15 protein-coding genes are annotated in these 20855 nt (G+C 39.6%); 14 read left to right on the top strand and 1 reads right to left on the bottom strand.

From position 1 onward, the window contains the following. Positions 1-87 precede the first annotated feature (87 nt). The 14 genes from sdhA to kdsB all read left to right on the top strand — a co-directional run bounded on the left by sdhA (position 88) and on the right by kdsB (position 19879). Positions 88-1938 carry a succinate dehydrogenase flavoprotein subunit gene (sdhA, locus tag I3252_RS04660; RefSeq protein ID WP_055123666.1) on the top strand — a complete coding sequence of 617 codons (1851 nt, stop codon included), beginning with the start codon at positions 88-90 and terminating at the stop codon, positions 1936-1938. A 211-nt stretch (positions 1939-2149) separates the two neighbouring features. Beyond that, positions 2150-2860, top strand: a complete 711-nt coding sequence (locus I3252_RS04665) for a succinate dehydrogenase iron-sulfur subunit (protein WP_055123743.1) — start codon at positions 2150-2152, stop codon at positions 2858-2860. A 921-nt stretch (positions 2861-3781) separates the two neighbouring features. Beyond that, positions 3782-6664, top strand: coding sequence for a 2-oxoglutarate dehydrogenase E1 component (locus I3252_RS04670; protein WP_238034364.1), 2883 nt, complete (start codon positions 3782-3784; stop codon positions 6662-6664). A gap of 153 nt (positions 6665-6817) precedes the next feature. After that, positions 6818-8032 (top strand): 2-oxoglutarate dehydrogenase complex dihydrolipoyllysine-residue succinyltransferase, encoded by a 1215-nt coding sequence (odhB, locus tag I3252_RS04675; protein ID WP_238034365.1) that lies wholly within the window; start codon positions 6818-6820, stop codon positions 8030-8032. 221 nt (positions 8033-8253) lie between these two features. After that, complete coding sequence (lpdA, locus tag I3252_RS04680) at positions 8254-9708, top strand: dihydrolipoyl dehydrogenase (RefSeq protein WP_238034366.1); 1455 nt, start codon at positions 8254-8256, stop codon at positions 9706-9708. Between the two features lie 156 nt (positions 9709-9864). Beyond that, positions 9865-11031, top strand: coding sequence for an ADP-forming succinate--CoA ligase subunit beta (gene sucC, locus I3252_RS04685; RefSeq protein ID WP_055123662.1), 1167 nt, complete (start codon positions 9865-9867; stop codon positions 11029-11031). Positions 11032-11183: 152 nt separating this feature from the next. Further along, positions 11184-12059 (top strand): succinate--CoA ligase subunit alpha, encoded by an 876-nt coding sequence (gene sucD / locus I3252_RS04690; RefSeq protein WP_045455414.1) that lies wholly within the window; start codon positions 11184-11186, stop codon positions 12057-12059. Positions 12060-12155: 96 nt separating this feature from the next. Then, positions 12156-14372: a glycosyltransferase gene (locus I3252_RS04695; protein ID WP_238034367.1), complete on the top strand. Its 2217-nt coding sequence runs from the start codon at positions 12156-12158 to the stop codon at positions 14370-14372. Continuing rightward, on the top strand, positions 14359-15345 hold the full coding sequence (locus I3252_RS04700; protein WP_238034368.1) for a hypothetical protein: 987 nt from the start codon (positions 14359-14361) through the stop codon (positions 15343-15345). The genes I3252_RS04695 and I3252_RS04700 overlap by 14 nt, the downstream gene beginning before the upstream one ends. Next, entirely contained in the window at positions 15335-15994 is a 660-nt protein-coding gene (locus I3252_RS04705; RefSeq protein WP_238034369.1) for a 6-hydroxymethylpterin diphosphokinase MptE-like protein, read from the top strand. Before I3252_RS04700 ends, I3252_RS04705 begins: the two co-directional genes overlap by 11 nt. A 16-nt stretch (positions 15995-16010) precedes the next feature. Further along, on the top strand, positions 16011-16700 hold the full coding sequence (locus tag I3252_RS04710) for a hypothetical protein (RefSeq protein WP_238034370.1): 690 nt from the start codon (positions 16011-16013) through the stop codon (positions 16698-16700). Between the two features lie 37 nt (positions 16701-16737). After that, the gene (locus tag I3252_RS04715; protein ID WP_238034371.1) at positions 16738-17691 is read left to right on the top strand and encodes a KpsF/GutQ family sugar-phosphate isomerase; all 954 of its coding nucleotides are present in this window, start codon (positions 16738-16740) and stop codon (positions 17689-17691) included. A 27-nt stretch (positions 17692-17718) separates the two neighbouring features. Continuing rightward, entirely contained in the window at positions 17719-18573 is an 855-nt protein-coding gene (kdsA, locus tag I3252_RS04720; RefSeq protein ID WP_238034404.1) for a 3-deoxy-8-phosphooctulonate synthase, read from the top strand. 22 nt (positions 18574-18595) lie between these two features. Beyond that, positions 18596-19879 (top strand): 3-deoxy-manno-octulosonate cytidylyltransferase, encoded by a 1284-nt coding sequence (gene kdsB, locus I3252_RS04725; protein ID WP_238034372.1) that lies wholly within the window; start codon positions 18596-18598, stop codon positions 19877-19879. On the opposite strand, the gene I3252_RS04730 is transcribed toward kdsB, so the two are convergent. Continuing rightward, the gene (locus I3252_RS04730) at positions 19858-20838 is read right to left on the bottom strand and encodes a hypothetical protein (RefSeq protein ID WP_238034373.1); all 981 of its coding nucleotides are present in this window, start codon (positions 20836-20838) and stop codon (positions 19858-19860) included. The two genes, kdsB and I3252_RS04730, sit on opposite strands and share 22 nt — an antisense overlap. Positions 20839-20855: the final 17 nt, after the last annotated feature.

Genomic DNA, 20855 nt, shown 5'->3' on the forward strand with positions numbered 1-20855 from the left:
AATAAAGTGTTTTGTCCAGCAATAGGATGATTTTGAGACAGCCTTTTTATTTACTTCTAAGCATTAATAGGCATTAGGAAAACCGTAATGGCAACTAGACAAGATAATACCATTAGTAATATTAAGACGCTAAACTACGATGCAGTCATCGTTGGTGGCGGCGGCTCAGGTATGCGTGCTTCACTACATTTGGCAGAAGCGGGCATGAAAGTTGCCGTTTTGACCAAAGTATTCCCAACCCGTTCGCACACAGTTGCGGCTCAGGGCGGTATCGGCGCAAGTTTGGGCAACATGAGCAACGATAACTGGCATTTCCACTTTTATGACACTGTTAAAGGGTCAGATTGGTTAGGTGACCAAGACGCGATTGAATACATGTGCCGTGAAGCGCCTAAAGTAGTCTATGAGCTTGAGCACATGGGCATGCCGTTTGACCGTAACGAAGACGGCACGATTTATCAGCGCCCATTCGGTGGTCATACGTCGAACTATGGCGAAAAAGCCGTACAACGTGCGTGTGCTGCAGCTGACCGTACGGGTCACGCGCTATTACATACGTTGTATCAGAAGAATTTGCAGCAAGGCACTGAGTTCTTTATCGAGTGGATTGCGCTTGATTTGATTAAAGACGAAGCGGGTAATATCAACGGTGTTATCGCGCTTGAGCAAGAAACAGGTACGGTTGCCGTATTCCAATCACCAATTACTGTCTTAGCGACAGGTGGTGCAGGTCGTATCTTTGCTGCTTCTACTAACGCTTATATCAATACTGGTGACGGTATTGGCATGGCCGTTCGTGCTGGTATTCCATTACAAGACATGGAGTTTTGGCAGTTCCACCCAACGGGTGTCCACGGTGCAGGCGTACTGTTAACTGAAGGTTGCCGTGGTGAAGGTGCTATCTTACGTAACAAAGATGGCGAAGCGTTCATGGAGCGTTACGCGCCAACCGTGAAAGATTTGGCACCACGTGATTTGGTTTCTCGTTCTATGGATCAAGAGATCAAAGAAGGTCGCGGCTGTGGTCCAAACGCTGACCATATCGTAATGGATATGACCCATTTGGGTGTAGAAACTATCATGAAGCGTTTGCCATCGGTATTTGAGATTGGTAAAAACTTCGCTAACGTTGATATCACCAAAGAGCCAATTCCCGTTATTCCAACCATTCACTATATGATGGGCGGTATTCCAACTACCATCCATGGTCAAGTCATTAAGCCTGATCTAGAAGCAGGTACGGATGAAGACGGTCTATATGCAAAAGGCAACGTGGTCAAAGGTCTTTATGCTATCGGTGAATGTGCTTGTGTCAGTGTTCACGGTGCCAACCGTTTAGGTACCAACTCTTTGCTTGATCTATTGGTATTTGGTCGTGCTGCTGGTAAACATATCGTTGATGAATTCCATCATGCCGATCATAACTATAAGCCTCTAGATCCACGCGTGCTAGATTATACGGTCGGTCGTCTAGACAAGCTGCAACAGTCGACTGAAGGCTACAATGCCCAAGACGTGGCTGACGAGATTCGTGCGACCATGCAAGCGCATGCGAGTGTGTTCCGTACGCAAGCGATGATGGACGAAGGTGTTGAAAAGATTTTAGCGCTTGGTGACAAGATTGAAAAAATCCATTTGGCTGATAAATCACAAGTATTTAACACAGCGCGCATTGAAGCATTCGAAGTGGCTAACTTGTATGAAGTGGCCAAAGCGACGATGGTATCAGCGGCAATGCGTCACGAAAGCCGCGGTGCTCATAGTGTGTCTGACTATGACCGTCCAGAAGATGATGATTACGCACCAAATGGCCGTAACGACCACGAGTGGATGAAGCATACCTTATGGTATTCTGAAGGCAATCGCATCATTTATAAGCCAGTTCGTAAAGTACCACTAACGGTTGATTATATCGAACCGAAAGTTCGCGTCTACTAATTTTAGACTGCGCAATTTAGCGATACGAACAGCGTAAACGTTTTATTTTTTATTCATTTATTAAAAGGTGACCGCCAGCTACATGCTCATGCCAGCGTGACAATATGATTAGTTGATATTTGATAATTACTGTCAATATGGGCTAATCAATAGCGCTGATATGCTGCAACCTTTGTATGCCCGCCATCACCTACGTGTGGAGTTTAGCATTATGAGCCGAGGTACTCGCACCATCGAAATCTATCGCTACGATCCTGATCTGGACGCAGCGCCGCGCATGCAAACGTATACGATTGAGTTGCTAGACTCAGATCGTATGTTGCTTGACGTGTTATTACGCCTGAAAAAGGAAGACGAAACACTGACCTTCCGTCGCTCTTGCCGTGAAGGTATTTGTGGCTCTGATGGCATGAACATCAATGGCAAAAATGGCCTAGCGTGTCTCATTAACATGAACACTCTGCCAGAAAAAGTCACGGTTCGTCCATTACCAGGTCTACCTGTTGTTCGCGATTTGGTTGTTGATATGAACCAATTCTATGAGCAATATGAGAAAGTACATCCGTACTTGATCAATGACCAGCCAGCGCCGCCAACTGAGCGTTTGCAGTCACCTGAGCAACGCGAAAAGCTAAACGGTTTGTACGAATGTATTCTATGCGCATGCTGTTCAACCAGCTGCCCATCGTTCTGGTGGAACCCTGATAAATTCTTAGGTCCATCAGCACTACTGCATGCTTATCGCTTCGTGGCTGATAGCCGTGATGGTGATACGCAAGCACGTTTAGCGCGTTTAGATGATCCATTTAGCCTATTCCGTTGCCGCGGTATCATGAACTGTGTATCAGTTTGTCCAAAAGGTTTAAATCCAACCAAAGCAATTGGTCACTTACGTAATATGCTCATTGACCAAGCAGGTTAATCGTTTATAATTGTCTGGTTTTTTTGCAGATAGCGTACGAAAAACACCACCTAATCATTAGGTGGTGTTTTTTATGAACAATATATCTAAAATTATTTAATTTTTTCAGTGCCAGATAGGGCTTATAGAGACGATTATTCGACATGGTTAAAGGTAAGGCTGGGCTATCAATACGTTGGTTGTATGTAAGAAGGCATGATATATACGTCAGCAATCTATATAATTGCTGTTAGAAAAAAAGTATTCAGCCAGAGATATTCACCACGTTAAATGTTAGAATAGCGCATTATTTTAATAATTAGTCGTTTTGACGAACCACTATCAGTCATTAATGTTTAACTTACTGATAAATAAGTATTCAAAACAAGTAATAGACTGGAATAATGCACCCAAAATGATAGTAGATATTCATTACCTAAATAGTTAGTATTGAACAAACAAACTATGGCGCGAAACGCTGTCATGCTACTCTATACAGCAACGTATGTTTGCCATAAAAGCAATGATAGCTCGGAAATAACCAAACGTTCCAGCGAGGATAGCCAAATAATAGGCCAGCTGAAGGCGTCAATAATTCATCGATCGTTTATCTTTGATGAATTGGTTATGACTAACTTCAGTATATATAAATTAATGTTGTGAGACGAGTCAGATAACAAAACTGGACGTTCACAAATAATTATATTTTTAATATAGGTATTGTAATGGCACTTATTATCACTATTTAGCATCACTGTCTGTCATAAGCAAAAGCACAGACAAGCGTACTTCTTTTATAGTAATAAGTGTGGTTCATAAATCAGTACTGAACAGAATACGATTGAGTTTTTATAGCATTAAGTATTTAGATGTCTCACATACAACAGATTACACAATAATAAGCACGATTCCATTCATTTATCTATCAAATAGACGATTATTATGAATAGTATAACTAAAGAAGCCGCAAGCCTAGGACATACAGAACTGGCTGCTGACAACGCCAGCTATATAGAAGCTCTTTATGAGCAGTACCTAAACGACCCTGATAGCGTTGATACCGATTGGCAGACGTATTTTGAACAATACAAATCGCCAAACGATGCACAGCATAACGCTATTAAGGAGCAGTTTTTGTTGCTTGCTCGCAACCAAACTGCCAACAAAGCTAACACTCAAGCGCCTGATAAAAATGCAGGCTTAGCCGACTGTGCCAACCCTAAACACATGGGTGTACAACAGCTAATTTCAGCTTACCGTCGCCGTGGCCATCGCCGCGCCAAGCTTGATCCGTTAAATCTACATCCACGTGCAGAAGTGGAAGATTTGACCCTTGCTTATCATAATCTTTCAGAAGCTGACCTTGATACAGTATTTCCTACCAATGATTTAAATATCGGTAAAGACGAAGCGCCATTGCGTGAAATCATCGAAATTATGGAACGTGTTTACTGCCGTTACATTGGTACTGAATACATGCACGTTACCACCAGTACTGAAAAACGCTGGATGGAAAAGTATCTAGAAACCAACTTAGGTTACATCAAGTTTGATAAAGAAAAGCGCTTATCTATTCTTGAGCGCCTAACAGCAGCTGAAGGTCTAGAAAAATACTTAGCACGTAAATATACGGGCGTTAAGCGTTTCGGACTAGAGGGCGGCGAAAGCTTTATCCCTGCTATCAATGAAATCATCCAACGTGCAGGCGGTTATGGCACTAAAGAGATGGTCATTGGTATGGCTCACCGTGGTCGCCTAAACCTACTGGTCAATATCTTAGGTAAAAACCCTGCAGACTTGTTTGACGAGTTTGATGGTAAAGTACAGCCAGAAAAAGGCTCAGGTGACGTTAAATACCATAATGGTTTTTCATCAAACGTGATGACGCCAGGCGGTGAAGCGCATTTGGCTTTAGCATTTAACCCATCACATCTTGAGATTGTCGCACCGGTATTGCAAGGCTCTGTACGTGCCCGTCAGGTGCGTCGCAACGATCAGCCACTTTTAGACAATAAAGGCGGTAATTCAGTATTGCCAATCGTTATTCATGGTGATGCTGCGTTTGCTGGTCAAGGCGTGGTTCAAGAAACGTTCCAAATGTCACAAACCCGTGCTTATACCACTGGTGGTACTGTACATATTGTGATCAATAACCAAGTCGGTTTCACGACCAGCCGTCAAGAAGATGTGCGTTCGACTGAGTACTGTACTGACGTTGCAAAAATGGTACATGCACCTATCCTACATGTGAATGGTGATGATCCTGAGTCGGTCGTATTTGCCGCGCAGTTAGCATTAGATTACCGTCACGAGTTTGATAAAGACATCATTATCGATCTGTTCTGCTATCGCCGTAATGGTCATAATGAAGCCGATGAGCCGTCAGCGACTCAACCACTCATGTATGCAGTTATCAAGAAGCTACCAACGACTCGTACGATTTATGCACAAAAACTCATCGAAGACGGTATTTTGAATGCTGAAGAAGAAAAGCAGTATGAAGATGACTATCGTGAGTCTTTAGACCGTGGTGACTATGTTGCAAACTCATTGGTTAATGAGCCTAACGAAGAATTGTTCGTCGATTGGAAACCTTATTTAGGTCACGATTTGGTGGATGATTGGGATACCAGTGTCGACATCGAGATTCTAAAAGGGTATGGACGTCGTATGGCGGAAATGCCAGAAGGCTATAAGTTACAACGCCAAGTCCAAAAAGTGGTTGAGCAGCGCTTGGCCATGCAGACAGGCGAAGAGCCATTAAACTGGGGTGCAGCTGAAACGTTGGCATACGCATCACTAGTCGATAACGATAAAGTATTGGTACGTATTACTGGTGAAGATGTGGGTCGGGGTACTTTCTCACATCGTCATAGCGAAATCTATAATATCAATGATGGCAGTATGTATGTGCCATTGGCTCATATGAGTGACACTCAAGCCCGCTTTGCCACTTATAACTCACTGTTGTCAGAAGAAGCGGTATTAGCCTTTGAATATGGTTATGCAACGACAGTACCAAATGCCTTGATCGTCTGGGAAGCGCAGTTTGGTGACTTCGTCAACGGCGCGCAGGTAGTGATTGACCAGTTTATCTCAAGTGGTGAGACCAAGTGGCAGCGCGTTTGTGGTTTAACTATGTTATTACCACACGGTTTTGAAGGTCAAGGTCCTGAGCATTCATCTGCTCGTCTTGAGCGTTTCTTACAGCTATGTGCTGAAGACAATATGCAAGTAATAACGCCAACGACACCTGCGCAGATCTATCATGCGCTACGTCGTCAAGCAGTTCGCCCAATTCGTAAGCCATTGATTGTCATGTCGCCGAAGAGTTTACTACGTCATAAGCTAGCCACTTCAAAACTTGAAGAGCTGGCGAATGGTAAGTTTGAAACGGTACTGCCAGAGATGGACAACCAAAATGCAGACAAAGTCACTCGTATGGTGCTTTGTGGTGGTAAAGTTTATTACGACTTGCTTGAGCAGCGCCGCGCATTAGGTCTAGATCATGTCGCTATTGTTCGTATTGAGCAGCTCTACCCATTACCAGAGCAGCGTTTGATGGCTGAGATTGAAAAATACAGCAACTTGGCTGAGATCGTTTGGACGCAAGAAGAGCCGCTGAACCAAGGCGCTTGGTATTATTTAGCACCGCATATGTTCCGTATCGTCGTACCACACCCAACCAAGGCGAAAGTCATGGAGCCAGTGGCTCGTCCTGCGAGTGCAGCACCTGCCACAGGGTCACCGAAACTGCATGCTCAGCAGCAGCAAGCGTTGATCGCTGGTGGTCTTGGTATCAGTGTCGATGAGTTGGCTAAGTAACAGATTATTGAAGATAAATGAATCAGGCGATAACAGTCAGTATGTTGTAATAAAATCTAGATAGTATTATCTAAGATCGCTATGCAAGATGGCACTGACTGCCTATCACGACTTAATAACAAATATGAACATCCCAATCTAAGGAGTATATCGATGGCTGATATCAAAGCCCCCGTTTTTCCAGAATCAGTTGCCGACGGTACTATCGTTGAGTGGCATGTCACTGAAGGTCAGCAAGTCAATCGTGATGACCTATTGGCTGAAATCGAAACTGATAAAGTCGTATTAGAAGTTGTAGCGCCTGATAACGGCGTTGTGACCAAAATCGTTAAGCAGGTTGATGATACCGTGTTGTCTGACGAGATCATTGGTCAATTCGAAGCTGGTGCAAGCGCCAGTGCAGATAATGCTCCTGCGGTAGATCCAGATCAACCAGCAGCACCAGTACAAGCTAAGCAAGCAGCAGATAAAAAAGACGAAGCGGATCATAAAGATCAAAGCCCAGCGGTTCGTAAAGCAGCGAAAGAGTCTGGCGTTGATCCTAAAGAAGTGGAAGGCAGTGGTCGCGGCGGTCGTGTGACCAAAACGGATATGGCTAACCCAACATTGAAAGCAGACAGCAGCATCAAATCTGATAGCGGCCGTCCAGTGGCTGAATCAATGGGTGAGCGTACTGAGAAACGTGTTCCAATGACGCGTCTACGTAAGACAGTCGCCAATCGTCTGCTAGCAGCTTCACAAGAAACGGCGATGCTAACGACGTTTAACGAAGTGAACATGAAGCCATTAATGGACATGCGCGCTAAATATAAAGACCAGTTCGAAAAACGTCATGGCGTACGTTTAGGCTTTATGTCATTGTTCGTGAAAGCGGCAACCGAAGCACTTAAGCGCTTCCCAGCAGTAAACGCGTCACTAGACGGTGATGACATTGTTTATCATGGTTTCTACGATATCGGTGTTGCTGTATCATCTGATCGTGGTTTGGTTGTTCCAGTACTACGTGATACCGATCGCATGAGCATGGCTGATGTTGAAAGCCGTATCCGTGAGCTTGGTGGCTTGGCTCAAAAAGGCAAACTTGGTCTAGATGACATGACTGGTGGTACTTTCACTATCTCAAATGGCGGTGTATTTGGCTCATTGATGTCAACACCGATTTTGAACCCACCACAAACGGCTATCCTAGGTATGCATGCGATCAACGACCGCCCAATGGCTGTTGATGGTAAAGTTGAAATTCTACCGATGATGTATCTTGCATTGTCTTATGACCATCGTATGATTGATGGTAAAGAAGCGGTACAGTTCTTAGTAACCATCAAAGAATTGGTTGAAGATCCAGCTATGTTGCTCCTAGACCTGTAAGCTTTTAAGCTTGTATTGGCAACCGCTGATACAAGCTTTTTAACTTTAGTCTAAACAGTGGTGCTAGTTGTTTATTAATAAATAAGAATGCTTCGCTGATATGGTGTATTTACCGTAAAGTGAAAAAATTGGAACCAAAATATGGCTTATTTATTAACGAGACAATCCTCAGTGTAAACGATATTTACAATTAGAACGATAATTAAAAATAGGAACGTACTATGAAAGACAATTATGATTTAGTCGTCATCGGCGGCGGTCCTGGTGGTTATGAAGCCGCTATCCGTGCAGGTCAGTTAGGTATGAGCGTTGCTTGTATCGAAAAACGTGTTTATAAAGGTGAGCCAGCACTTGGCGGCACTTGCTTAAACGTTGGTTGCATTCCATCAAAAGCACTACTTGATAGCTCGCATCGTTACGAAGCGACGAAGCATGACCTTGCTGAACATGGTATCAGCACCGGCGACGTTGCTATCGATATTGAGCAAATGATTGCACGTAAAGAAGGTATCGTTAAGCAATTGACGGGCGGCGTTGCAGCATTATTGAAAGGCAATGGCGTTGACTGGCTACAAGGCTGGGGCACGTTAGAAGACGGCAAGGGCGCTGATAAAAAAGTTAAATTTACCGCGCTTGCAGATGAAGCAGAAACGACCATCACTGCTAAAAACGTGATTCTTGCGGCAGGTTCTGTGCCGATCGATATCCCAGTTGCTAAAACTGATGGTGATCGCATCGTTGACTCTACTGGCGCCCTTGACTTCACTGCTGTACCTAAGCGTTTAGGCGTGATTGGTGCTGGTGTCATCGGTCTTGAGCTTGGTTCAGTATGGCGTCGTCTAGGCGCTGAAGTGGTTGTTTATGAAGCGTTGCCAAGTTTCTTAGCAGCCGCTGACAAAGATATCGCAAAAGAAGCGGGCAAAATGCTGAAGAAGCAAGGTCTTGATATCCGCGTTGATACCAAAGTAACTAATGCTGAAGTCAAAGGCGATCAAGTTGTTGTCACGAGCGAAACCAAAGGCGAGTCAGCTGAAGAAAGCTTCGACAAACTGATCGTTTGTGTTGGTCGCCGTGCTTATTCTGAAAAATTACTTGGTGATGACAGTGGCATTCAATTGACTGAACGTGGTCTTATCGACGTGAATGATCAATGTAAAACCAATCTTGATGGTGTTTATGCCATCGGTGATTTGGTTCGTGGTCCAATGCTTGCGCATAAAGCGATGGAAGAAGGCATGATGGCCGTTGAGCGCATTCATGGCGAAAAAGCCCAAGTTAATTATGACACGATCATTAACGTCATCTATACCCATCCAGAAATCGCATGGGTTGGTTTGACTGAGCAAGAAGCTGAAGCCGCTGGCTACGAAGTTAAAACAGGTTCATTCAACCTAGCAGCGAACGGCCGTGCATTGGCTCAAAGCGAAGCAGAAGGCTCTATCAAAGTCGTGGCTGATGCTAAAACAGATCGCCTATTAGGTATGCATGCTATCTCTGCTGGTGCTGGTGATATCGTCCATCAGGGTATGATTGCGATGGAATTTGTCTCTAGTATCGAAGATTTGCAGTTGATGACTTTTGCTCATCCAACCATTTCAGAAGCCGTGCATGAAGCTGCTCTGTCTGCTGATGGCCGTGCTATTCACGCCATTCAGCGTAAAAAGCGTAAGAAATAAGTCGTTAGTTTGATCAGTACCAACTTATAACCTGATCGCGGTGGGGTCGTTATGGCTTCCACCACGGTCATGAGTGCGCCATATGCCTGTCTAATATGTATATACGCGCACTTGTTTTCACTTTTTATTAATTGTAAAAAATAAAGGATACAATCAATGAATTTACATGAGTATCAAGCAAAAGAGCTATTAAAAAGCTATGGTTTGCCGATTCAAGAAGGCATAATTGCCTATAACGGCGACGAAGCTGCTGCTGCTTTTGATAAAACGCCAACAGACATTGCGGTTATTAAAGCGCAAGTACATGCTGGTGGTCGCGGTAAAGCGGGTGGCGTAAAGCTGGTTAAAACTCGTGAAGAAGCCAAGCAAGTTGCTGAAGAGCTAATCGGTACCAATTTGGTTACTTTCCAAACTGACGCTGATGGCCAACCAGTTAACTTCGTATTGGTTGCAGAAGATATGTATCCAGTACAAACTGAGCTATATCTTGGTGCAGTCGTTGATCGTTCTACGCGTCGCGTAACGTTCATGGCATCAACCGAAGGCGGCGTTGATATCGAAGAAGTCGCTAACGAAACCCCAGAAAAAATCTTTAAAGTAAACGTTGATCCTTTAGTTGGTTTGATGCCTTTCCAAGCACGTGATGTGGCATTCAAACTAGGTTTAGAAGGCAAGCAAATCAATCAATTCGTTAAATTGATGACGGGTGCTTATCAAGCATTCATCGATAACGATTTTGCCTTGTTAGAAATCAACCCTCTAGCGGTTCGTGAAAATGGCGAAATCGTTTGTGTTGATGGCAAAATTGGTATTGATTCAAACGCACTGTATCGTCTGCCTAAAATCGCAGCACTACAAGACAAGTCACAAGAAAATGAGCGTGAGCTTAAAGCGGCTGAGTTTGACCTAAACTATGTTGCTCTAGAAGGCAATATCGGTTGTATGGTTAACGGTGCTGGTCTTGCAATGGCAACGATGGACATCATCAAATTGTACGGCGGCAAGCCTGCTAACTTCTTGGACGTTGGCGGCGGCGCAACTAAAGATCGCGTTGTTGAAGCATTCAAGATTATTCTTGAAGACAGCAGCGTTGAAGGTGTTCTAATCAACATCTTCGGTGGTATCGTACGTTGTGACATGATCGCAGAAGCGATTATCGCTGCTATCAAAGAAGTTGACGTAAAAGTACCTGTTGTTGTCCGTCTAGAGGGTAACAACGCTGAAAAAGGCGCGCAAATCCTAGAAGAGTCTGGTCTGAAATTGATTTCTGCCCAAGGCTTATCAGATGCGGCTCAAAAAATTGTCGATGCTGTTAAAGCTTAATATATTTGAGGCATAGTCCTCTAAATATATGTGCTTAAGCATAGTAGTCAACGCGTAATAGCAGCTTGTTGGTATAAATTTATCATTAACATTTAATGGATAACACATCATCAAGTGGCTATTGCAAGACAACCGAATACAAGGAATAAATAATGAGTGTATTAATCGATAAAGATACCAAAGTATTGGTACAAGGTTTTACTGGTAAAAATGGTACGTTCCACTCTGAGCAAGCGATCGAATACGGTACTAAAGTTGTCGGCGGCGTAACCCCAGGTAAAGGCGGTCAAACGCATTTAGGCCTACCAGTATTCAACACGATGGCAGAAGCTATGGAAGCCACCCAAGCTGACGCTTCTGTTATCTACGTACCAGCACCATTTGTACTAGATTCTATCGTTGAAGCGGTAGATGCTGGTGTTAAATTGATTATCGTTATTACTGAAGGCGTGCCTACTTTAGACATGCTAAAAGCAAAACGTTATATCGAAGAAGCTGAAGGCGTACGCATGGTTGGTCCTAACTGCCCAGGTGTTATCACGCCAGGTCAGTGCAAAATTGGTATCATGCCAGGTCATATCCATTTGCCAGGTAAAGTGGGTATCATCTCACGCTCTGGTACATTGACTTATGAAGCCGTTGCTCAGACCACTAAGCTTGGTTTTGGTCAATCAACTTGTATCGGTATCGGTGGCGATCCTATCCCCGGTATGAACCAAATTGACGCATTGAAACTGTTCCAAGAAGATCCACAAACTGAAGCGATCATCCTAATCGGTGAGATTGGTGGTACTGCTGAAGAAGAAGCAGCCGCTTATATCAAAGACCATGTGACTAAGCCAGTTGTTGGTTATATCGCTGGTGTTACCGCTCCAGAAGGTAAGCGTATGGGTCATGCCGGCGCGATTATCTCTGGTGGTCAAGGTACGGCTGAAGAGAAATTCAAAGCCTTTGAAGATGCTGGTATCGCGTATACACGTGACCCATCTAAGCTTGGCGAGAAACTAAAAGAAGTTACTGGTTGGTAAGATAGGCATAAGTCTACAGTTTAACTACCAAAACTGCATTGCAAAGAAACAAAGACACCCCTACAATGGGGTGTCTTTTCTTATATAGAATATGTTATGAAAAAATATTTCTTTGTAGATCCTATTAATTCTCCTAATAGTGGTATAACTAAGTATGTTCAATATGCAGAAGAGATATTGTGTAAAGATTTCGATATCTATATCATAAGTATAAATGGTAATGAAACAATCGAAAATTTCTCTAAAAGATTAAAAAAGGAACTGGATAGTCATGATTTTAACACTATAGCCTGTATTGAATTTCCAGAAACATATACTACCTCAAGGTATATAGACGAAAAGTACCCCATACATATTAGATTACACGGTTCAAGAACTATAGGTAAGTTTATTCAAGGATTGAGTATTGAACAATCTATATTACTAGATGAACAAAAAGAAATAAATAAGGCACTTTGGGTATCATCTCCATCGAAAATAAATCTCTTTGTAACTAAGGCTTTTAATACCTTACCAAAAGATGTCTCTATAATGCCGAATCCCGTATCTTTCGAAGGTTCAAAAAGTGTCATAAACTATAAACCTACATTTCATGAAAAAGGTTTTTTTAAAGATAAAAAAGTAATAGTTTTTCTTGGACGGTGGCAGAAGTTAAAAGGGATTTATTACTTTGAGTACTTAGCTGAAAAATTTAAAAATAACAAGGACATAGTTTTTGTTGCGCTTGTACCTGATGTTCCAAATGTAAAAAATGATAATATATTTTTCAAAAAAATAATCGACGATGAAACTAAGTTTTATTATCTTTCTAAGTCTTACCTATGTATTATTCCTAGTTATTATGAAAGTTTCTCGATGGTAGCAATTGAAAGTGTTGCATGTGGTACTAAAGTATTAACTTGGAAGCACATTGGAGCAACTGAATATATAGATAAAAAATATATTTACACAGTAGAATCTTTCTCTAAACATGACTTAAAACATAAATTTGAATCTATTATTTTTGATAAAAAATATCATGCAGATATTGTGAGTAAAAATTCTTTGTCTATAAATATTAACAATATGTACTCTTCTCATATTAAAGATATGATCGTAGGAAAAAACATTAGTACTGACAGGTTTTTATTGGATTATTTTTACTATATATTAACTACTTATCCTCTTTTGTTTAAACATAGGAAATCAATACTAATGAAAAAAAAGATTGATAATTATAGAAACGTTATATATCTTAAATTAGACCAAGAAATTACTAACGGGAATTCAAGAAAAATGCTGAAATATAGCAGAAAAGCTATTAAAGATCCTTATCATTTTTTAAGAGATTTTAAATTTATAAAAAAAAATGTGTTTTTAACTAGCGCTGTTGATAAATATTTTTTGTCAGATATGTCAAATACTGCTAATACAAGTAGTGATAATAAAAAAAAATCAACAGAAATTAGTTCGAATAATTTAATTAGTAATAAGGGACTTACATTAAACAAAGGGTTTTTCTTCTATATAAAAAAAAATGAGGAAATAACTTTCAAAAAAGTAAATATCCCTAAGAACTCTAATTTAATAGTATTTAGTAACAGTAGTATTGATGAAATATATAGATTGGAAAGTGTTTACAAGAAGAACAAAGAAAAACTGTTTATGTCTTCGAATAATTTCATTGGCAAGTTTGAAGTAAATCACGATAGTCATTTACCTAGATTTAATTTATTTGATAAAGTTAATTATGGCAATCTTTCTTACTTAAATGAATTTAGAAATATTATATTATTTAACCCTACTGATCATATAGTTGACCTTTTTACTTATAGTTTATATGAAAAGAATATTATAATTGTTTATACGTCAGGTTCAGAAGTTAATGAAGTAAGTCGCTCTTCTACTAATATAGTTACTTACTCTAATATGAAATTTAAGAAATATGATTATCAAACTATTTATCTTTATGAAGATTTGTTAGGAATGAAAAGTTCTATCGATAAATTTATTAAAGACAATGTGCATAGAGATTTGGATTTTTTATTGCCGATACTAGGTTATCATGATAGTCAAAGTGAGATATTTAAAGATTTTAATAATACAGACTATGATGGATTTATTATGCTTAAAGATAAAAATATTGATCTAAAATCTAATAACTTTCATGATATGTGTTTAGATTTATTTTCAGATATTGTATCTTTAGGTTTGCTTGAGTCTATATATAATAAATATCCTAAAGTAGTTTCTGATATTTATAAAAATATAAATGTTGAAGATAATTTGATGTTTTTACTAAAGAAAGGTGTAAGGTTCAATGTCATCCATTAATATAGTACACTGGTCTAATACTCCACTAGTTGGATCTCCTGCTAACATATCTAATTTGACTAATGATCTTGTAGACTATAACTCAAAACATATAGTTGAGAGCGATTATCCAAATAACGGTACGTTATATAAAGAGTTTACTAGAGATTCTCTTGTCCTCAATAACGAGGAAGTGCTAAATCAAGAAATCATAAATCATTTTATTGAAGGCGCAGATATTGTTCATATACATAACTCAATAAAAGAGGAAAATCTTGAAAAAATATTTAGAATTAATGATAGATGTAAATATATATATCATATACATAGTCCCTTAAAGGAAGGTCCGCTATTTTTTCCTCAATATAGAAAATTTGAAGGAATATTTGAAGAGCATTTAACGGTTGCACAGTACCAACCACGCATATATCAGAAATTTATCCCAGTGCCAAATATAATTGTAAGGAAACCATCTATAAATCTAATTCAAAATGATGAATTAGTTAGAGTAATTTATTCTCCTACACACTTACGTCCTGGAAGATGGAATAATAAATATTCGAAAAATATGGTAGAGGTTTTAGAAAGTCTAGATAATATTGGTATGATAAAGTATATAAATGCTAGTAATATGAAGCCAGATACTTTGTTTGAAATAAGGCGTACCTGTCATATTACAATTGATGAGATTGTAACAGGCTCTTTTCATCAGGTTTCTTTAGAGGGTTTAACGGCTGGAAACCTAACAATAAATGCTGCTGATTATTTTACAAAATCTATATTTAATCTATCAATAAAATCTAATGAAGAAATACCATTTTATTATACAAATACAAAAGATTTTAAAAAAGATATATTAAATCTAGTGGCTAATTATGATTTAATAAGAGATTATCAAAAGAAATCTTTTAATTATGCAAAGAATAATTTAGATCCTTCTGCTTTAATCTCTCAATATAAAAAAATATATAATGAGGTTCTTCATGACTCATAATTCTATAAATACTTTATGTGGGTTAGAAGAAGGTAGCAGAGTGTTTATCTTGGGTAATGGCCCTTCCCTCTCTAGTTTTGATCTTTCTAGAATAAATAAAAATGATATTATAATAGGAATGAATTCGTCTACTATCTTAGAGAAAAAATACAATATAAAATCTAATTACTATGTAGTATCAGATGTTAGGTTTATTACAAATTCTAACAAACGTGATTGTGCAACTGCTATGTTAGATCAAAACACTATACGAGTATTTCGTGAGGAAATTAAGGCATATGATGATAAGGAGTATTTTAATAGAACTTATTATATAAGAGCTATAGGTAGAGACGGTTTTAGTGGGAATTTAGAATATGGGTATTATTTTGGATGTTCAACTACTATGCTTGCGATTCAATTAGCATATTATTTGGGTTGCAAGGATATATTTTTACTGGGGGTGGATTTGAATTATATGAGTGGCAGCATGCGCTTTTATAAAGAGAAAGCAATAGAATTTCCAGATCCATTTATTTCTGTACAGATTTTTAATCTGAGAAAGGCATTTAATTTTCTATCTGAAAAGAATATAGGTCTTTTCAACTGTAGTGATGGTTCTTTTGTTAGACCTTACATACCTTATAAGGATTATGATTCTATTTTTTAGAAAGGATAAAAATGTTATGAAATGGGACAAGGATTATGTTCGAGAGAAATATACTAATGAGGTTTTGGGTGAAAAGGTAATATTTTACCCAAGTTCAAAACCTAAAAGACTATTAGTTTTCTTTTCAAGTATGCATGTTGATAAATATGATAGATATAGCTGGTTTTGGGATGAAAATGAAAGTTGGGATGAAAGTAGCTATCTATTTATAAAGGATGACTCGCTTCAATATTATCTTGGCAATCCACAGAAGCCTGAAAGAGATAAATACGCTAAAATTATAAAAGAGTATATGGGCTTATGTAATGTAGAGTCGAATCAAGTATTTGCTATCGGTTCATCTATGGGAGGTTATGCAGCAATTTATTTTGCTTTTTATCTATCATTAAATTCCGCTATAGTTAGTAACCCACAGGTTGATTATTCCTCTGCGCAAGCTCATGCTTATAGGAACTGGGAGAAGATAATACGTCAAATCGGTGATGATTGGTATGATTTAGATAAATTAGTTTATCGATATAACGAAGTAGTAAATATATATATTGAGTACGGTAATTATATGGCAGATAAATTAGCAGCTGAGAATTTAATACATTCACTCCTTAAGCGCAGATCTCATTTTATAGTGAAAAGAACTGAAAATGCTACGCATGATGCTTTACTTGATAAGGCTACAATATTGAAGGCAGTAAATTATTTTGAATAATATAATATAAATTTTGATATGAGATATGTAGATTTTTATGAAATATGTAAAGAGCGCAAGAGAAGTAATAGATATTGAAATAAATGCTCTAAAATCTTTAAAAAGAGATATTGATATAAATTTTCAAAAAGCTTGCGAAACTATCCTAAACTGCAAAGGGCGTCTTGTTATCACAGGAATGGGCAAGTCAGGCCTAGTCGGCCGTAAGATGTCTGCAACTATGGCATCTACTGGCACGCCTGCATTCTTTGTGCATCCGGGTGAAGCGGGTCATGGCGACCTAGGCATGATTGTAAAAGGTGATGTCGTATTGGCTATCTCAAACTCAGGCAACAGTGATGAGATCAATGTTCTCTTGCCCGTTATCAAGCATCTGAATATTCCTCTAATCAGCATTAGCAAAAATGGTCAAGGTCGCTTACCACAAGAAGCTGATATTGCCCTAACGCTTGGCGACTTTGAAGAAGCTTGTCCGTTAGGGTTAGCGCCTACCTCAAGTACCACCGCTACTATGGTATTGGGGGATGCATTGGCTATCGCCTTGCTTGAAGCTCGCGGTTTTAACTCTGAAGATTTTGCCTTGTCACACCCTGCCGGATCTTTAGGTAAGAAGCTATTGACCCATGTCAGTGGCTTGATGAAATCAGGCGAGGAGATTCCTTTAGTATCAGGCAGTACCAGTATTCTCGAAGCTTTATTTGAGATTACCGAAAAAAGACTGGGCATGACAGTTGTCAAAGATGATGTTCAGGGCTATGGCGTACTAACAGATGGTGATATTCGTCGACTGCTCACGATCAATCAGGATATGGATCAGCCTATTGCGAGTGTGATGAAAAACACGCCGATTACAGCTTATCCGGACATGATGGCCTCAGAAGCATTAGACATCATGAGACAAAAAAAGGTCAATCAGCTTATCGTATTAGAAGATGACAAATTGGTTGGGGTATTGGCTTTACGTGACTTAGTGCAAGCAGGCATTAACTAAATATAAATGGCTGCTATAGTCATAACGATGAGGAAGTATGATATGAAAATTACTGAAACTATTAGCGTTGGTAATGACAAGCCTTTTGTCTTATTTGGTGGTATCAATGTCATTGAATCACGAGACCTTGCGCTAAGAGCTTGTGAGGCGTATGTCGACATCACACAAAAGCTTGGTATCCCATACGTTTTTAAGGCGAGCTTTGATAAGGCAAACAGATCTTCAATACATTCTTTTCGTGGTCCTGGATTAGATGAAGGGTTAAAGATTTTACAAGAAGTTAAAGAGACTTTTGGGGTACCCATTATTTCAGATGTCCATGAAATATATCAGTGTCAGCCAGCAGCTGAAGTAATTGACATCTTGCAGTTACCTGCTTTTTTAGCACGCCAGACGGATTTGATAAAAGCGATAGCAGAAACAGGTCGGCCGATTAATATTAAAAAACCGCAGTTTCTTAGTCCAGAGCAAATGAAAAATATCATTAATAAATTTCACGAGATGGGTAACGATAAATTAATGCTTTGTGAGCGTGGCAGCTGTTTTGGTTATGACAATCTAGTGGTCGATATGCTTGGTCTAGGTGTAATGAAACGTGTCAGTAATAATTTACCTATTATATTTGATGTGACGCATGCACTACAGACTAGAAGCTCAGGTAGTGATGCATCAGGAGGCCGCAGAGACCAGATTATAGAATTGGCTCGTTCTGGCATGGCTGCTGGACTTGCAGGACTATTCTTAGAGGCACATCCAAATCCTAGTGAAGCTAAATGTGATGGGCCAAGTGCACTGCCACTAGATAAGTTAGAGCCATTCTTGCAACAGATGAAGCAGGTTGATGATTTAATCAAATCATTACCAAGCATTGATATTCAATAAAATGTATTTAAAGGTGTATTAGATGGACTCTGTTGCAATTATTATCCCTGCACGCTATGCATCTTCACGGTTTCCCGGCAAGCCGCTTGCTGATATTTTGGGTAAACCAATGATTCAGCATGTATATGAGAAAGCAGCATCTGTTAAAGGCGCTAGCGTAGTAGTGGCCACAGATGATGAAAGGATTCTTTCAGTAGTTAACAGTTTTGGTGGCAAGGGAGTGATGACAAGCTCAACTCATGCTTCAGGTACTGACCGACTAGTAGAAGTAATGAGTAAAATTGATGCTGATCTGTATATCAACTTGCAGGGCGATGAGCCTTTGGTTCGTCCTGAGGATCTAGAGCTGCTAATTAGTGCTATGACAGCAGATAAATTAATTGAAGTTGGAACGCTTTATCATTCTATTAGTGCGCATCAGGCTAAAGATCCTAATACAGTCAAAGTGGTAACATCTCACAGTGGTCGTGCTTGCTATTTTAGTCGCTCCCCTATACCTTTTATTAGAGATAAAGAAGTACAGACTGACTATAAGCAACACATCGGTGTATATGCTTATCGTAAGTCTATTTTAGAGAGATATGCTCAATTAGATGAATCTAGTATTGAGATAGCAGAGCAGCTTGAGCAGCTAAGATTACTTGATAGTGACATAGATATCCATGCTTTTGAGGTAATGGAGACAGGTCCGGGCGTTGATACTCCAGAAGATTTGGAGAAAGTAATCGCTATTCTTAAAGGTCAGTCGTTAGCATTAGATAGCACTAAGTCTTTACTTTCTAGTATTAATTTAGTTATTACTGACGTCGATGGTGTATTGACAGATGGTGGTATCTATTATGATAAAAATGGCGAATGTATTAAGCGTTTTCATGTCCGCGATGGTTTAGGTATTAAGTTTTTGCAACAAGCTGGAGTGAAGGTGGCGGTGTTATCAGGTAGGGATTCACAGTCTTTGAGAAAAAGAATTTCTGACTTAGGAATTGATATTTTTCTGCTAGGTATCAAAAATAAAGAAGTGGCTTGTAAAGAGATTATTCAGCGTGCAAACACTACTAAAGTGAATACTGTCTATATCGGTGATGATACTATTGATTTACCAGCTTTTATCAGCTGTGGTGTAGCAGTGGCTGTTGCTGATGCTCCTGAGTATGTCAAGGTTAAATGTGATTTAGTGCTGGAAACCAAAGGTGGTTTTGGTGCTTTACGTGAATTGGCTGATAAAATCTTGATTGAGCAAGGCAACTCTAAGTTGATAGAAGATTCTTCTACATTCTTGAAAATTCATGCCAATATTACACAGTGACTTTGTTGACTGTATAGGTAGCATAATAGGAAGTACTGATATCTAGTATTTTCTGTTTGACACAGAGTTTCATAAAAAGGTCGCCCTAATACGGTGACCTTTTTGCCTCTCAATAATGCTTCAAAGCCACCTAATGACGTAATTGTATATACGTGATCGACTGTTTCTAAAGCATCGACCAAATGAATAGGCTGGGTAAGGATAAGACAATCTAGCTCAGTGAGTATATGGACGATAGATAAATCATCGAGTGTCATTGGATGTGGTTTCACAATGATTTGTGCGTCAGGATTTTCTTCAATTGCTTGATTGACCACATCAAGCAACGTAATACCAATACCGCCACCATATTTTAATGAATCATCATGCGGCACTTGGCCTAATACTAATATACGTTTTTTACTCTTAACGCCATATAGTGGTATGACATTGACATAAGGCTGATGGTTGTATTTGCTCACGCGATGAGAAACGTAATAATTGAGCATTTCTTGTGCTAGTGCTTCATCATAGCCGTCCTGTTCAAAGTCAAAGTTGGCGATGAGATCAGTCAAATCGTTTGGACGCGTGGTATCGAAGTAAGGTGCTTGACTGTCCATGACGATAGATAATGGTGGCGCATCGCTCTCATCATCAGGACCTGAACGAATAAATCCATCTTCTAAAAAGAAAATATCTAGACCTTGCTTGCGGATATAATCAATAAAATACTCAGGCGCTTTATAACCCCAAATATAGATAACAGGGTTTACATGCTTGATAAATGGCTTCAACCACATAGCGAAGTAGCGCATATCGAAATGCCGTTGTATTTGAATATGCGACGACTCCAATACCCAATCACCAACCAAGTCTTGCCATGGCAGCATACCAACGACTAACGCCAAACGCTGTTTTGGCTGACGATTATGTTTATAATAACCTGATAATAGCGGTCGGATGTAAGCGTTAAATTTCATAATATGTTGGCTGGCTT

This window comes from Psychrobacter sp. Ps4 (genome assembly GCF_022129285.1).
Taxonomy (GTDB): Bacteria; Pseudomonadota; Gammaproteobacteria; order Pseudomonadales; family Moraxellaceae; genus Psychrobacter; species Psychrobacter immobilis_A.